This window comes from Rhizobacter sp. P3_B12 (genome assembly GCF_056402895.1).
On the sequence record NZ_JBFUGN010000048.1, the window covers coordinates 1 to 15,186 of the forward strand.

At 65.4% G+C, this 15,186-nt stretch carries 15 protein-coding genes; 13 read left to right on the forward strand and 2 right to left on the reverse strand.

Annotation, left to right across the window (positions count from 1 at the left end; genetic code table 11):
- The 5 genes from AC1D01_RS04935 to AC1D01_RS04955 all read left to right on the forward strand — a co-directional run.
- Positions 1 to 1,085 (forward strand): hypothetical protein (locus tag AC1D01_RS04935; RefSeq protein ID WP_477864961.1); only part of this gene is annotated, 1,085 nt, incomplete at its 5' end.
- A gap of 320 nt (positions 1,086 to 1,405) precedes the next feature.
- Positions 1,406 to 2,254 carry a WD40/YVTN/BNR-like repeat-containing protein gene (locus AC1D01_RS04940; RefSeq protein WP_477864962.1) on the forward strand — a complete coding sequence of 283 codons (849 nt, stop codon included), beginning with the start codon at positions 1,406 to 1,408 and terminating at the stop codon, positions 2,252 to 2,254.
- Positions 2,255 to 2,685: 431 nt separating this feature from the next.
- Entirely contained in the window at positions 2,686 to 3,897 is a 1,212-nt protein-coding gene (locus AC1D01_RS04945) for a hypothetical protein (RefSeq protein ID WP_477864963.1), read from the forward strand.
- 17 nt (positions 3,898 to 3,914) lie between these two features.
- On the forward strand, positions 3,915 to 5,300 hold the full coding sequence (locus AC1D01_RS04950; RefSeq protein WP_477864964.1) for a beta propeller repeat protein: 1,386 nt from the start codon (positions 3,915 to 3,917) through the stop codon (positions 5,298 to 5,300).
- Between the two features lie 50 nt (positions 5,301 to 5,350).
- On the forward strand, positions 5,351 to 6,577 hold the full coding sequence (locus AC1D01_RS04955; protein WP_477864965.1) for a WD40/YVTN/BNR-like repeat-containing protein: 1,227 nt from the start codon (positions 5,351 to 5,353) through the stop codon (positions 6,575 to 6,577).
- Between the two features lie 127 nt (positions 6,578 to 6,704).
- Here AC1D01_RS04955 and AC1D01_RS04960 read toward each other — a convergent pair whose 3' ends face one another.
- The gene (locus AC1D01_RS04960) at positions 6,705 to 6,830 is read right to left on the reverse strand and encodes a hypothetical protein (RefSeq protein WP_477864966.1); all 126 of its coding nucleotides are present in this window, start codon (positions 6,828 to 6,830) and stop codon (positions 6,705 to 6,707) included.
- Positions 6,831 to 6,889: 59 nt separating this feature from the next.
- Here AC1D01_RS04960 and AC1D01_RS04965 point away from each other — a divergent pair, with 59 nt between their 5' ends.
- From AC1D01_RS04965 to AC1D01_RS04990, 6 genes are all read left to right on the forward strand, one after another.
- Complete coding sequence (locus AC1D01_RS04965) at positions 6,890 to 8,161, forward strand: WD40/YVTN/BNR-like repeat-containing protein (protein WP_477864967.1); 1,272 nt, start codon at positions 6,890 to 6,892, stop codon at positions 8,159 to 8,161.
- A 462-nt stretch (positions 8,162 to 8,623) separates the two neighbouring features.
- Positions 8,624 to 9,139, forward strand: coding sequence for a beta propeller repeat protein (locus tag AC1D01_RS04970; RefSeq protein WP_477864968.1), 516 nt, complete (start codon positions 8,624 to 8,626; stop codon positions 9,137 to 9,139).
- Positions 9,140 to 9,357: 218 nt separating this feature from the next.
- Entirely contained in the window at positions 9,358 to 10,164 is an 807-nt protein-coding gene (locus AC1D01_RS04975; RefSeq protein WP_477864969.1) for a hypothetical protein, read from the forward strand.
- Positions 10,157 to 11,254, forward strand: coding sequence for a serine/threonine-protein kinase (locus AC1D01_RS04980; RefSeq protein ID WP_477864970.1), 1,098 nt, complete (start codon positions 10,157 to 10,159; stop codon positions 11,252 to 11,254). The genes AC1D01_RS04975 and AC1D01_RS04980 overlap by 8 nt, the downstream gene beginning before the upstream one ends.
- Before the next feature lie 14 nt (positions 11,255 to 11,268).
- The gene (locus AC1D01_RS04985; RefSeq protein ID WP_477864975.1) at positions 11,269 to 12,363 is read left to right on the forward strand and encodes a S1 family peptidase; all 1,095 of its coding nucleotides are present in this window, start codon (positions 11,269 to 11,271) and stop codon (positions 12,361 to 12,363) included.
- Positions 12,360 to 12,794 carry a hypothetical protein gene (locus AC1D01_RS04990; RefSeq protein ID WP_477864971.1) on the forward strand — a complete coding sequence of 145 codons (435 nt, stop codon included), beginning with the start codon at positions 12,360 to 12,362 and terminating at the stop codon, positions 12,792 to 12,794. The genes AC1D01_RS04985 and AC1D01_RS04990 overlap by 4 nt, the downstream gene beginning before the upstream one ends.
- A gap of 29 nt (positions 12,795 to 12,823) precedes the next feature.
- On the opposite strand, the gene AC1D01_RS04995 is transcribed toward AC1D01_RS04990, so the two are convergent.
- Positions 12,824 to 13,306, reverse strand: a complete 483-nt coding sequence (locus AC1D01_RS04995) for a DUF1203 domain-containing protein (RefSeq protein ID WP_477864972.1) — start codon at positions 13,304 to 13,306, stop codon at positions 12,824 to 12,826.
- Between the two features lie 329 nt (positions 13,307 to 13,635).
- Between AC1D01_RS04995 and AC1D01_RS05000 the strand changes: the two genes are divergently transcribed.
- Positions 13,636 to 14,055 carry a hypothetical protein gene (locus AC1D01_RS05000; protein WP_477864973.1) on the forward strand — a complete coding sequence of 140 codons (420 nt, stop codon included), beginning with the start codon at positions 13,636 to 13,638 and terminating at the stop codon, positions 14,053 to 14,055.
- A gap of 529 nt (positions 14,056 to 14,584) precedes the next feature.
- A partial coding sequence (locus tag AC1D01_RS05005; protein WP_477864974.1) for a hypothetical protein occupies positions 14,585 to 15,186 on the forward strand: 602 nt, incomplete at its 3' end.

Sequence of the window (15,186 nt, forward strand, 5' to 3'; positions counted from 1 at the left end):
GCCCTCACCTGATGGTGGCGGTGGGTGCGCAGAACTACGGGCAGAACTCCTACCGCATTCGCCAGCCCTTCGACTTCTCGCAGCGCACCGGAAAGATCGTGTTCGATGCCGATGCCACCGTTGAAAGCGGCTTGATCGGCTGGGTATCGCTCGAGGTGACTGAGGACCCGACCAATGCGCCGACCTTCATGCTCGCAAGCGGCAACGACGAAAGTGGTGCCGTCCCCAGAAACGCCGTCGAATTGCAGTTCCAGAACAACTGCACCACCAGCACGGCCGCGCCAGGTGTTTCCCTGCGCGTGGTGCAGGTCTACACCGACTACAGGCCGACCTCGCATTGGCCACCCCCGTCAGCGCCTTGCGTTCCCACGCAGCGCGACCATCTCAATCACTTCGAAGTGCGCCTGTCGCAGCAAAGCGTCGAGGTCTGGGCCACGCCCGCTTCGGCAGATGGGCGAAGCTTTGAGAGCGCCGTGCTGATGCACAGCACGGCTGTGGGCCTTCCGTTCTCGCGCGGCTACGTGTCCATCACCACGCACAACCATGCCAGCCTGAAATACAGCACCAACCACGCGATGGACGCCTGGGTCACGCGGTGGGACAACGTGGGATTTGACGGCCCCGTGGTCGCCAACTGGCGCGAGCACGAAGTGGCCGATTCGCTCACGCCCGGCAACTACGCGGCAGACCGCCCCGGCCCGGCGGTCAGCGTGGGCTACCTGGTGAGCGACGCGGCCCATGGCCCGGCGCAGACCCTGCGCCTGCACGACGTGGACACGACCACCGCGGTATCGGCACGCCTGGCGGTGTCGGCCTGGTACTTGACCAGCGTGGCGTTCGGCGCCGACCCGCCGAAGTTCGTGCTGCGCTACCGATTCAACGGAAAAGAGTGGCGCGACCGCCTGCTCACCGCAGGAGAGCTTGGCGTGCTCGCCGAGGGCAACGGGCAGATCGGGCAGATGCTGGACGTTCCGTTGGCCGACCTCGTGCAAGGCGAGAACACGCTCGAGTTCGTGACCTCGAACGTGCCCCAAGGCTACCCACCCTTCGTGCAGAACATCGATCTGGTCATACAGACAAGATGAACAATTCAAATCAGCCACACGTGGCGCGCCATCGACTTCTCCCGTTGAACTTGCTGGTGACCGCGGTTCTGGCCGGCTGTGGCGGCGGGAACGACGGGGTCAACTCCGCGCCCGCGCCCGCGCCCGCACCTGCGCCTGCGCCTGCACCAGCACCAGCACCAGCACCAGCACCAGCGCCAGCGCCAGCGCCAGCCCCGGGCGGAAGCTGGACCCATGCCACCGGCAACCTGGCGGGCACGCCTTCCGATTGCGGCACGATCCCCTACGTCACCACGAAGCCCGGCGAAAACCTGCTCATCGTCGGTGTCGTGAAACGCGGCGTGTTCACGAGCACTGATGGTGGGGCATCGTGGTCGAAGCTGGGCACGGGCGTGGGCTCTGCCGACTTCAGCTCCGGCCTGTCCGATGTGATGTTCGACCCCCAGGACGGCCACACCTGGTGGCTCTCCGGGGTGCGCTTCGGCACGCCGTTCAGAACGCGCAACGACGGCAACACCTTCGAGAAGCTCGCCGACTTCCCGCAGAACGACGGCATCGCCGTCGACTTTTCGGATCCCGACCGCAAGACCATCCTGGTGGGCGGCCATGAACAGGTCCAGGAGGTCCAGTACTCGGCCGACGGCGGCCTCCACTGGACCAACATCGGCGCGAACCTGCCGCCGAATTCCGGCCATTCCAGCTACCCGCACGTGGTCAACGCGAGCACCTTCCTCATAGGAACGGCCAACAACCAGATCTATCGCACGACCGACAAGGGTGCCCACTGGACCAAGGTGGCCGATGGCGGCGGCGGCGCCAAGCCGCTCAAGCACTCGGACGGCTCGCTCTACTGGGCCGCGCGCGACACGAGTGGCCTGGTGCGCAGCACCGACGACGGTGCCACGTGGCATGTCGTCACGCCGGGCGGCATCGTCTATGGCATGAAACCCATCGAGCTGCCCGACCGGCGCATCGCGATGCGCGGCCCGGCGGGCATGCTGGTCTCGAACAACCAGGGCGCGAGTTGGCGGCAGGTGACGCCGCCCGTGCCGAACGACTACTGGTGGTACGCGAGCACCTACAACCCACAGGACAAGGCCTTCTACACGACTCGCATGGTCTGCGACGGCAGCACCGTGGTGAACGCCGACGCTCTCAAGCGCTACGCCTGGGATTACCGCAACGATTGAGAGACCCACCGGCATCGACACGCGGCAGGCCCTGCCGGCGACCGCCGCACGAACCTTGACCCTTGACCAGGAGCGCGTACATGCACGGCCCCGACTTCGCCAGAACCAATTTGCTGTTCTCACTCGTTCTGACGACTGCCTTGGCAGCGTGCGGCGGAGACGATGACGCCCCTCCCGCACCTGCACCAACTCCGGCTCCAGCACCAGCACCAGCACCTTCTCCTGCACCTGCACCTGCTCCGGCACCTGCTCCGGCACCGGCACCGGCACCGGCACCGGCTCCGTCGGGCGGCCCGGGCTGCGGCCTGTCATCTGCCGCGTTCTGCGCGACCTTCGACGCGCCGTCCGACAACCAAGGCCGTGCCGGCGAGCTCGACGCGGGGCGGTGGAGTGCAGGGCGGGCGGCCCCGCAGCTTCCCAGCGGCAATGGCGTGGCCACCGGCATCGGGCCTGCCACGATCAGGCCATGCCGTGGCGGATTGCCGGCCCAGGTCTTGCCCCCCAACGACGCACTGGTGTGCGACGCAACCACTGCCATCGCCAGCCCCCATCTGATGGTGGCCGTTGGCGCGCAGAACTACGGTCAGAACTCCTACCGCATTCGCCAGCCTTTCGACTTTGCGGGGCGCACCGGCAAGATCGTGTTCGATGTCGATGCCACCGTCGAAAGCGGCTTGATCGGCTGGACGTCCGTCGAAGTGGTCGAAGACCCGACGAATGTGCCGACGTTCGCGCTCGACTTCGACAACGACGAGGATGCCGCCGTGCCGAGAAACGGCCTCGAGCTGCAGTTCCAGAACGGCTGCATCAATGCCGGGGCGCCCGGCGTCGGCCTGCGCATGCTGCTGGTCTACAGGAACTACCAGCCGACCGCGCTGGTGCCCTCGCAGTCGGCGCCCTGCATCCCCACGCAGCGCGACCATCTGAATCACTTCGAGCTGCGGGTCTCGCAGCAGAACGTCGAGGTCTGGGCCACGCCCGCCTCGGCGAACGGGGTCTCTTTCGGGAATGCCGTGCTGGTGTACGGCGCACCGGTGAGCCTGCCGTTCTCGCGCGGTTATGTGTCCATCAGCACGCACAACCATGCCAGCCTGAAGTACAGCCCGACCTACAGCGTGAGCCACGCCGACATGGACGCCTGGGTCACGCGCTGGGACAACGTGGGCTTCGACGGCCCCGTCATCACCAACTGGCGCGAGTACGAAGTGGCGGATTCGCTCACGCCGGGCACCAATGCGTGGAACCGCTCAGGCCCCGTGGTCAGCGTGGGGTACCGCGTGCCTGACGCGGCCACCGGACCGACGCAAACCTTGCACCTGCGCAACGTGGACACGACCAACGCAACATCGGCGCGCCTGTCGGTGTCGGCCTGGTACCTGACCAGTGCGGATTTCGGTGCCGACCCGACGAAGTTCGTGTTGCGCTATCGCTTCAACGGCAAGGCCTGGCATGACCGCAAGCTCACCACGGAGGAGCTTGGCGTGCTCGCGCGCATCAGCCACGGGCAACTCAGCCAGATGCTGGACGTTCCCTTGACCGACCTCGTTCAAGGCGACAACACGCTCGAGTTCGTGACCTTGAACGTGCCGCAGAGCTATCCCCCCCTCGTGCAGAACATCGATCTGGTTCTGCGAACGAATTGAAGGAACGGGTCAACACCATGCATCGAGTCACCCTCTTGAACATCGCCCAACTCAACGCAGCGCGGCGCCAGCGGCTCTTCGTGCTGACGCTGCTCATGACCGCCGCGGTGGCCGCCTGCGGTGGTGCGACCGACGAAGGAGGCGCAGCACCAGCACCAGCGCCMGCACCCGCACCCGCACCCGCACCCGCACCCGCACCCGCACCCGCACCCGCACCCGCACCCGCACCCGCACCCGCGCCCGCGCCAGCACCAGCACCAGCACCGGCTCCCGCGCCGGGCACCGCCGATGTCTGGGTGCAATTGYCGCTGCCCGGGCTCGTGTCGGGCGACTTCTGCCAGGGCGTCGTCGTCGACCCGGCCAATGCCGGCACCGTCATCACGGGATGCGGCAACAACGACGGGCGAAAGATCAAGTGGTACCGCAGCACCGACTACGGCGACCACTGGACGCTGGTGAACAACAGCGCGATGGAAGGCAACCCGTGGGGCTTCAGCATCGACCCCAACCCGAGCCGCGACGCCTCGACCTCGCCGACGCTTTATTCACCGGCCGGCTACGGATCGGGCGGCATCTGGAAATCGACCGACGGCGCATCGACCTGGACGCGCCTCACCGGTGCCGACACGGCATACGCGCCCTACAGCCCCTTCGGCGGCACCGACCTGTACCACACGGCCATCCTTCCCGACGACCCGCCCAACCACATCCTCACCACACAGCACTACTACTTCAAGGACACGCCCGACGGCGGCTTCGGCGAGAGCTGGGACGGCGGCAAGAACTGGGTGATCCATCCGCCGAAAGCGGGGATCGGCACGTCGCACTACGTCATTCCGGTGAGCGCGACCACCTGGTGCGTGATCTCGCAGGAAGCCGGCGTGTGGCGCACCGCCACGGCCGGTCGCACGGGGGGCACCGCAGCGCAGAAGTACCGCGACGGAACCATCTCCACCAGCGCCTGGGAGCGCGTCAGCGACCATTACCACGCACACGGTTCGTACACAGCCGTGAAGGTCGGCAACGCGTGGTATTCGCCGGGCTACGAACCCGGCGAAGGCAGCATCTGGAAATCGACCGACGACTGCAAGAGCTGGACGAACCTGATGCCCGGCTACTACTGGCCCTCGCCACCCAACGGGGCCTTCATGAACAAGAACGCGACCGGCCTCGCGGCCACCGGCAAGTACCTCTATTCGAATTCCTTCCTCGGCCCCGAGTTGGCACGCGCGCCGATCGCCAACGACACGCAGTGGCTGCGCAACTACACCACCACGCCCGAGGCCATGAAGGGTGAAGGCGGGCTCCCGATGGGCAATGCCAGCACGCTGCACAAAGCTTCGGGGCACTGGATGGTCTTCATGGCCACCGGCAATGGCGTGTGGCGCTACATCGAGCCCTGAGAACCCACGTGCCTCCTCGCATCACTGCATCCACCGAAGAAGAGACCACCATGAAGCCGCACCCAGCCCTTCGACCGAGCCCGCTTCTTTGCCTGCTGATGACAGCGACATTGGCGGCCTGCGGTGGTGAGGACAACAGCAACGGCGACACACCTGTGCAAGCGCCTGCACCGGCACCCGCGCCTGCGCCGGCACCGGCACCTGCGCCCACCCCAGCGGGCAACTGCACCAACCTCGGTGCCGTTGGAACGTGGCAGGACATCACGCCTCCCGGCAGCTGGAAAACCACGTTCGCCGTCAACGGAACCGTGGGCGCTGCGATCGTGGTCGATCCGTTCGACGCACGCCGGCTGTGGCTCGGCACGGGCGGCGAGAACAGCGAGATCTGGCGCTCTGATGACTGCGGCGGTTCATGGGTGCAGGCCAACACCGGTCCTGGCAGCGTCGGTGATCGCCAGACCTACGGTGGAGTGGGGGACGGAGCCCAGTGGAGCATGGTGGTCGATCCCGTCGAGCGCAACGTCTTGTACGCCGTCTCCGGATACGGCGCGCAGAGTCTCTGGAAGTCATCCGACGGTGGATACAGCTGGACCGATGTCCTGGCCGGAACCGAGTACAACGCGCACGCGGACTATCGCTTCGTGAACAACGTGTCGATGGATGCCGGCAATCACCTCCATCTTCTGGTCTCGACCCATGGAGGCTGCAGCGCGCCGTACGCGCCGAGCTGCATGGCGGAGACGCTGGACGGAGGCAAGACGTGGAGAACGCTCACCTCGCCTGAAGGTTGGACCGAAGGCGGCGGCGTGGTCATCGTGAAAGGGGGCACGTGGGTCTGGTGCGGCTCCGAGTTGATGACCACCGAAAACTCGGGCGCGACCTGGCAGCGCGGCCACCTGACGGGAGGAGGCACCTGCGAGGCGGAATACACCATTCGCCCGCTGGCACCCGCAACGAACGGCAAGTACTACCTCGGCAGCCGCAGCGGCGTGATCCGCAGCGCCGATGGTGTGCATTGGGAGCATGTCGCCGGGACCAACGGAACGATGGTGATGATGGCCCAGGGGGCGAGCCAACTCTTCGCGGCGAACCAATGGCAACCCTCCATCCGCACCGCCACGCTCTCGAGCGATGAGACGTGGAGCGAGCTTCCGACACCGCCGCAAGTTGCGCTGGGGCACGACGGGGGCATCCCCTTCCTCGCGTACGACGAGGTGCACCACATTCTTTACGCCTCGATGTTCTCCGGGGGTGTCGCACGCATGCTCGTCAAGTAGAGCAGCCGCAGACCCATCGGACCACCTGACACCACACCCTCTGCCCATTCATCCAACCTCGGTCAACCGATGCACACCATGACATGCAACCACTCCAAAGCCACCACGCTCTTGTGCCTGCTGTCGATCAGCGTGCTCGCTGCGTGTGGCGGCAAGGATGAAGCGGCCTCTGCACCGGCACCGGCACCCGCACCCGCACCCGCGCCTGCACCTGCACCTGCACCTGCACCTGCACCTGCACCTGCACCTGCACCTGGCGCGGTTCAGGTCACCATCGCACCATCGGCCACCAGCATTCCGGTGGGACAGAAGATGCTGGTGTCGGTCGACGTTGAAAGCTCGTCCGACCAGGCGGTGACGTGGTCGCTGCAAGAGGGGGCGGCAGGCGGCAGCATCGTGGCGTCGCCCGTGTACACCGCGGGCCAGGGTGGGCCGCAATGGGTTTACACAGCGCCCGCCATACCCGGCACTTACCACCTGGTGGCCACACCGCATGCCGATCCGCAGCATCCGGTCAGCCTGGCCTTGACGGTGCAGGCGCCGCTCACCGGCTGCACCGTGCCGGCAGCAAAGATCGGCGTGTGGGAGAACATCACCCCGCCGCAGGTCGACCTGACGACCGGCGACTGGTTCGGCATGCAGGCCATGGTCGTGGACCCGCTCACGCCGTCGACGGTGTATGTGGGCCGTGCCTTGGACGGCGTGTACAAATCGCTTGACTGCGGCGCCCACTGGTTCAAGGTCAGCACCGGCCGCAACGCCGACGTGATGGCCTCCGGGCGCACCTGGGTCATGGTCATCGACCCGACGAACCCCCAGGTGCTGTACACGCCCCAGGGCTACGGCGAGAGCGGTGTGTTCAAGACGACCAATGGCGGAATCGATTGGGACCAGGTGCTCACGCCGAACATCACATCTGCGGCGCCGTATGGCGGCTTCGTGGGCGGCATCGGCATGGACCCGAGCAACCCCGCGCACCTGCTGGTGGGCTGGCATGCCGAGTGCGCACCGCCCAACACCAAGGCCTGTTATGCCGAAACGAAGGATGGCGGCGTGAGCTGGGTCATGCGCAACGGCGACCCGGCATGGGGTGGCGGCGAGGGCACCCGCTACGACATCCTCGACGCCAACACCTGGCTCTTCAATTCCGAGAGCAACGGCATGTGGGTGTCGGCCAACCAGGGCACGAGCTGGAGCAAGGTCCAAGGCGTGAACGGCTCCCACGCCGGCGGGCAAACCTATCGCTCGGCAAACGGCACGCTCTACATGGGCACGGTCGACGGCGTGATGCGCAGCCTCGACAAAGGCCTCACGTGGTCGAAGCTGCCCGACTCAGGCAGCTTCGTTTTCGGCGTCATCGGCGACGGCACCAGGCTGTACACCAGCAGCTACTTCCCGTTCAACGCCCCCGGCCCGGCACCTTGGCAGCCCTACGCGTCGACCTCCGAGACGCAGCCTGCGACCTGGACCACCATGAACAGCCCGCTGATGAAAAACGGCGGGGGCCTGGCTTACGACCCTGTGCACCACATCGTCTATTCCAGCAACCTGAATGCCGGCGTGTGGCGCATGGTGGTCCGATGAACTGTCGCACGTTGATGCAACGCGATGTCAAGGTGCCGACCATGACACCAAAKCCCAGGCCGAGCCCACTGCTGTGYCTGCTGCTGGCCGCCGCGCTCGCCGCGTGTGGCGGGGATGACGACAGCAACGGCGGGCCGGTCGCAAACGCGCCCAGCCCAGCACCTGCTCCTGCACCTGCTCCTGCTCCTGCTCCTGCTCCTGCTCCTGCTCCTGCTCCTGCTCCTGCTCCTCCGGTTCCTGCGCCGCCACCCGGCCCGGCCGTCGGTGCCGTGGGCGTGTGGGAGAACGTGACGCCTGCGGGGGTGGACGATCTGTTGCACCAGGACGCCGGATCCTTCGGCCTCGGCTCCATCGTCACCGACCCCGCACACCCGAGCGACATGTACGTGGGCGGCTATGGCACGCTGTTCAAGTCGACCGACTACGGCTTGACCTGGAAGACCGTGCCCAGCAACCTTCTTCGTGAATACCGGCAACCCCGCCACCACGAGCAAGACCTGGTTCGCCTACGCACAAGACGGTGGATCGGGCGTGATGACGACCGACGGTGGCCAGAACTGGTTCCAGCCCAAAGGCATCGAAGGCCTGCAACACGCTCACGGGAACGCCAACCTGCTCCAGATCGGCAACAGCTTGTTCGTCACCGGCACGAACAACAGCGGCACGTTCCGCAGCACCGACCTCGGCAGGAACTGGACACGCGTCTCGCCCGATGCCGGCGGCGTCGTCTGGGGCTCCACCAAGGGCCTCTACTTCATGTGGGGCTGGGCCTGCTCGCGTTGCGGGCTCAGCGAAGGTGGCCCGCAGTATCACAGCGCAACCTGGCCCGGCGACAACTGGAAGAAGTGGATGGCTGCCGAACTGCCTGCCGGGCTGGTGTGGGGACCCAACAGCGTGGCCGCCACCAACGACGGCAAGCACAACATCTACGTCGGCTCGATGTGGTCGAGCGGGCTGTGGCGTTATGTCGAGCCTTGAAGCCGCGCTCGGCATGAAGACTCACCCGCTCTGCCAGGGATACTGTCAGTCATGGCGTGCATTGATAGGGAGACTGGAAAACATTGAAAGGTATGGCTTGCAKTTCTCAGAGGCGAACTGACCCTCCTCACTCTTGGGGATGCAGGGGGCAGGGCATCCGCCTAGCCTGACCCGTGGCGCATGGACCCGAGGCGTCGACAGACTGCGGCAGGCGATCCATGGACTTCGTCGACAGGATTCTCAGCATCTGGCACGAGGGCGCGTCGCACGCGCTCGTGAGCCAGCGTGTGTCTCGCCTGCTGATCGCGATCGTGATGGCAGCGCATGTGACGACCGCATGGGGTGTCGATTGTTCGACCTTGCACCCGAGCACCTCGCGCCAGCCGCCGTATGGTTCGATGGCAGGGCCCGAGCGCTGCGAGGGCTTCTACGACAGGACCGTCTCGCAATCGTTCGTCGAGTTGGTATCGCTCACCCGCGGTGCCGGACTGGCGGGAGAGAAGGTCACAGGGACGTTGTCGTTGCAAGCCGCGGCCCGAGCACCGCTGCGGCTCGTGGTGCAGCCGATGCCGTCGTCGCCGTTCTACCGAGTCGAGGCAGACCTGCTTGCCGGTCAGCCGCTGAGCTGGGACCCTGCGCCGATGCTGGGTGCAACACGCCTGCGAGCGAGCGACCTGGGCTTTCTCGCGCTGACGCGCCGCACCGGTGCTGCAGGTGGCCCGGCGGTGGCTCCGGTGGCGCTCTCGGCTTCTGCCCTGGTGCAGCCGGATGCAGTGGCCACGGTTCGAGCCTCGGTTCGCATCGCTTCGCTCGCATGGCGCAGCTACCGCCTCGGGGAGGGCGGGTCTCCGCGCTGGATCGACGTGCCGGATGCGCAACGCTATCCGTGGCAACGGCTGAGCATCGCCATGCCGATGCCCGCCGATGGCAAGGGCTTCGCCGTTGATGTGCAGGCCGTCGACGCAGACAGCCGCCAGGCCCTCCCCATGCTCCGATTCACGGTGCTCGGGGCGCTGGATGACTGACGAGCTTGCTTCGCAACGGAAATTGCTGGCCAAGCAATTGGCTGCTCGCTTGCAGGCCCCCGATGTGCCGCTCACCGAACTGAAGGATCTGCAGGAGCGGCTGCGCATCGTCGACACCGTGCTCGCAGAGCAGCGCGCTGCGGCGGGGCGCGGCCTGGGGCGCGTGCTGGCACCGATGTTGGCGGTGGCGGTCGTGCTGACGCTGGCCGCGACCGTGCAGGTGCCGGCTGTCCCGCTGGGACTCGAGCTGCAGGCCGGTTCGGCCACCCTGACGATGGCCGGCGCCTCGGCGATCGGACCCCTGCGGTTGCGTGGTGACACCCGGGTCGAAGGCTTCAGCCTGCTGGCATCACCCGACTCGACCCTCGTGCAGGCTTTCATGGCAAACCCCTCCGGTGCGATCGTTCTCCGCTCCGATGAAGCCACGCTGAGCACATTGCGTTGGCCGGCCGATACCCGACTCACGATGCAGGCCGATCCGGCCATGCTGTCGCTGCGCCTGGAGGGCCCCCATTCCGGCACGCAGGCGGAGTTCGATCTGCGTGGGCGCACCACGCTGCGCCTGTCGGAGGCCGCGTTGCCGGAGGAACGGCGATACGACCATGGCGAATGGATTCGCCTTTCTGCCGGTGACGCGAACGGCGGCGTCGCTTCCTCGATGTCCCTGTCACTGAGCCGCGCCGTCGACGCACCCATTCGGCTGAGCGAGCTGCGACCGGTGGCGCTGCGATTCGCCGAACGGCGAGCGAGCGCCGCCGGCGTCGCGGCGGTCGTCTCGAGCATCGAGGGTGGAACGATCACGTTGCCGGCCACGGGTGAGAGCGTCAAGCTCGCCGCCGGTGACTGGCTCGAGCTGGACGGGCTGGTGATCGAGCGTTGCGAAGTACTGGCGGACGGGCTGCTGACGCTGCGGCTCAACGGCTCCGCCGGTGCCATGCGGCTGAGGGTGGGTGAATTCGAACGCTCGCTCAAGCCGAGCTGGCTTGAATACGCGGCCCGCCACCATTTGATGAAGCTGCTCTGGGGCGCGGCGGCTGTACTGTGGGGTGCTTTGGCATGGACGCGAAATCAGTTTGYCGACGCGCACTGAGCTGCGCGTTGGCCATGACGCTCGTCGCTGCCGCAACTGCAGCGACGGCGGCCTCCGACACGACCTTCTTCTCTGCCGAGGAGATCGGCGAACAGTTGCTCGCCAATGTCGTCCGGATCCGCGCGATCGATCACCAGGAGCACGGCTTCGGACTCATCGTCGGTGCCACGCAACGCCACCTGCTGATCGCAACCGCGCGCCACGTGGTCGGAGGCAGCCATGATGGCCGCATCGAGGTCATGTTCTGCAAGGCCGCGAGCGAGAAGCCGATCGTCGCCGAAAGAGTGGGCGAGTTCGATGCGGGTGCCGCCGACGTGGCGTTGCTGCGCGTGGCGAGGCCCGAGGGCTTCTCGGTGCGAACGCGCGCGCTCGCTGACGAGGCGCTCATCGTGCGTGGCGTCGGGACCTGGCTGTTGGGCGAAGCGCAGCAGTGCGGTGTTGCACCTCGCAGCGGCGCCGTGGCCTACCCGCGCGACGATCGCGACAACCTGCGCATCGAGTTTCCCGGTGCGCTGGGTGGCGCTTCGGGTGGGCCTGTGCTGAGCGGCTACGGCGTCGTCGGCCTCATCACGGACGCCAGCGACCTGAGCTACATCGTCTACAGCGCGGCCGCGCTCGCAGCACGCGTTGCCGTGCAGATGCCCGGCGCGTGGCAACTCGAGGCGGCGCGCAACATACCGCCGACCGATCCTCGTGCGGCCCAGGTTGACTTGTCGGAGACGTTGAACCTGTACCTGTTCAGCGTGCGCAACCTGCATGGCCTGCTTCAGCAGCCCGCCGTGCCACAAAGATTGTTCTTCGACTTCAGCCGCGACTACAACACGGCCATCAGCAGGTTCCGCGATGCACGTGATCGCTACGACGGGGCACTGAGTCGTCATTGGCCGGCGAACGTGCTGCCGATGTGGGTCGCGGTGCGCGACCGCCTGTGGGCGGTGCACGGAGTGTTCTGGAAACTCAACGAAGGCGACGCACGAACCATCTTCGAGACGAAGTCGTCGCCTCCGGAAGTGCAGGCACGCATGCGTTCTCTCTCGTCCGAACTGGACACATTGCAGTCCGGGATCACGGATTTTCTGAAGGTCCTGAATCAAAGGAGTTCACCATGAATCCCCTACGCGCCCGGACGCCAATCCGCCACCTGTCGCTTCTCTCGGCAGTCGCTGTGCTCATGGCCTGCGGAGGTGGCACCGAGGCCCTGTTCGTTCCGTTCTTCGCCTTCGGCTTTCAGGACAGCCTCGCCAATCCGACGCTCAACATGTCGTTGAAGCCCGGCGACGACTGCAGCAGCAAGGGCACGCTGCCTGGCAGCGCGAACATGGATGTTTTCAACGAAGGGACCGCCGCGCTGACGGGTACCTACGACGGCCGTGACCTCTCCATCACGCTCAGCCAGCCGTTGGGCGGCTATCAGGGAACCTACAGCGGCCACTTCGTCGATCGCGACAACATCAGCTTCAAGCCGGCACCGGGCGGCACGGGCACGCCCTTCACCGTCACGCGCAACGCCAATGGCCAGCCCCTGCGCAGCTGCCCCTGAAGATCGAGGTGCGGCCCACGCGGAACTCGCTAAGGGGCGATGTGCTGCCGCTCCACGCGGCAGGCGAAGCAGCCGCGCCTGGCGAAATGCAGGTGGAGGTAGGCGACCTCGGCGTTGCTGAAGAAGCGCTCGATCTCTTCGGCGACGTGCGTGCCCTCGCGCACGCTGGCGTCGACGATCAGGTGGGCGGCGTCGTAGGCGCGCACGGAGAGCAGGCGCGAGCTCAGGTAGGGCGGCACTTCATCGGCCGGCAGCACGCGCTGGACGGCGCCGCGGCGCACGTAGATCGGGCCGGAGGCGCGGTAGGGGCTGGCGGCGGGTTGGTGCTCGTAGGGGAGCAGGAGCAGCTCGTCGCCTTGCTGGGCGTCTTCGAGGCTGATGCGGCAGGGGTAGCCGGTGTTGGCGGTGGCGATGTGGCGCTGTGCGCCGTGCTGGGCGAGGGCTTGGTCGGAGAGGGTGAAGAGCGGGGCGAMGGGGGTGGGGGGTAGGGCGATCAATTGGAAGTGATGCATGGCGGGGTCCGGTGATGGGGAGCGGGCATCGTCGTTGTTGTGCGATGCGTGGGCTGGCCGGTTTCGGACTTCGAATTCACGGCCGTCGAACGCAGTCGATTTCGTGCTTTGTCTCATCAACCTTGCCGTTGACACCAGTCCTCATGCGGGATGAGAGTCCGGCTGCTGCATTGGCGAATGCGCCGCCGCAGTGCTCTTGTTCTGCGCGAAGAACCAAAGGGAGGCAAACATGACTTGCGTTCGAAGGCTGCTGCTTTGCTCTGCGGTCGCCGCCGCGACTGCGCTCGCTGCTTGGTCTCCGGTCACTTTCCAGCACGCGGGAGGAATGAATGGCTGACGGGTTGAACCATGCAGTACTGAAACGGAACGCCATCGCCTACTGGCAACAAGGCTCAGGGAACCGCCCAGTCAAGCTAACCAGTGTTCTACGTCACCCCACTTTCTGGAGTGAGGGCTACATCACCTGCCACAAGTTCATTGTTGGTCGTAGCCTTTCTGAGGTGGAGCGAATCCTCGGTTTGCCATTGGGTGAGCTCACTGGCGGCGCATACCTCTATGAGTTTTTGCGACTGCCAGCACCGGAGGAGTTTGATACTCGCGGCTACACGCAAACGCCGGCTGGCCAACCGTGGGTCGCTGGTAGCGCCTATCCCGTTGGGGCCGGCGCGGCTCAGTGGGAGGTCTGCAAGAACACTCATATTCCCAGCCGTTTGGTGGCCGTCATTCAGTACGGCCAAGTCATCCCGTGAGTAGCACCATCAGATCTAACCCTTCCATCGAGAAACGTCTTCCAGCGTGCTTCGCACGCTTCCAGCCGCCGCTCATGCCCAACGGCAGGGCTTTTCACCTCCAAGGAGGACTTCACATGAAGAAGATACTTGCAGGCTCCGTTGCCCTTGCTTTTTGCACGATCGCGCACTCCAAAGCATCTGCGAAGCGATCATCAGATCCGCAAACTACAACCAATGCCAGTCTGTTTCGCAGAATCAGCAGTACTTGTTGCAGAAGGCCAATTTTTGCTTGGCGGAGTACGACAAGTCCACGAGTGAGCAACGCGTGACCAACTTTGGCCAAGGTAGGATCGTCGGATCAGCGGTCTTGCTTCTGAGCTATCAAGTCTCCTTCGAGGGAGAATTGGCGACCCGTGTCTACGCTTGGGGCCCAGCGGAAGACGCTTGCGTGGCGGGCAGTCGCCTAGGCTAATCGTTTGAAACCTCATGCGGGCTCTGCCGTTGGCGGAGCGACGCGTGACGAATTCTCGCAACCGAGGATAGTCGCATGGCGCACATGATCGACAGTTGGACTGCATTCCTGAAGCGCGCTGGCTACGAAGCTCGCCAGAATGCTCCCATGGCCGTGATCGTCTTGACGATGGTGGCGGCTGCGCTTCTCGGCCAGATGGACCTCAAGCTGCGAGATTATGAGTTCATCAAATATTTGATGCCCGGCGCGGTCTTCTTGGTCGCATCGGTGGTTGCTCTATTCGCTCATCTGCAAAGCGTGAGCCAGAAGTCACAACAGGAGCTCTTCTCGGGACGCGCCGACTCTGAGAAAGCGAGTGCCTTCCCCCAAGTGCATCTGTCGCCGATCGAGCGAGTGGCAGGCAAAGACGATGGCCCAGATAGAAAGGGCGAGACGAGCATCACCGCTGAGTATGTCAAGCAGTTCCACGTCCGTCAGATACGCGCAATGGCTGACGGAATGGTGAATCGGCTTAGGGGCGAGATCTATCGGCTGGGTTCACGGGCCAATCTGAATCTTGCTGTTGGGGTGGTTGTCTGCTTGGCGGGCTTCGCTGTCTTGGGCTACTACGTGTTCTTTGAAAAGCACCTGATCGACACGGCGCAGGAGGCGCTTCAGTTCGCCGTGCGCTTTTGTTT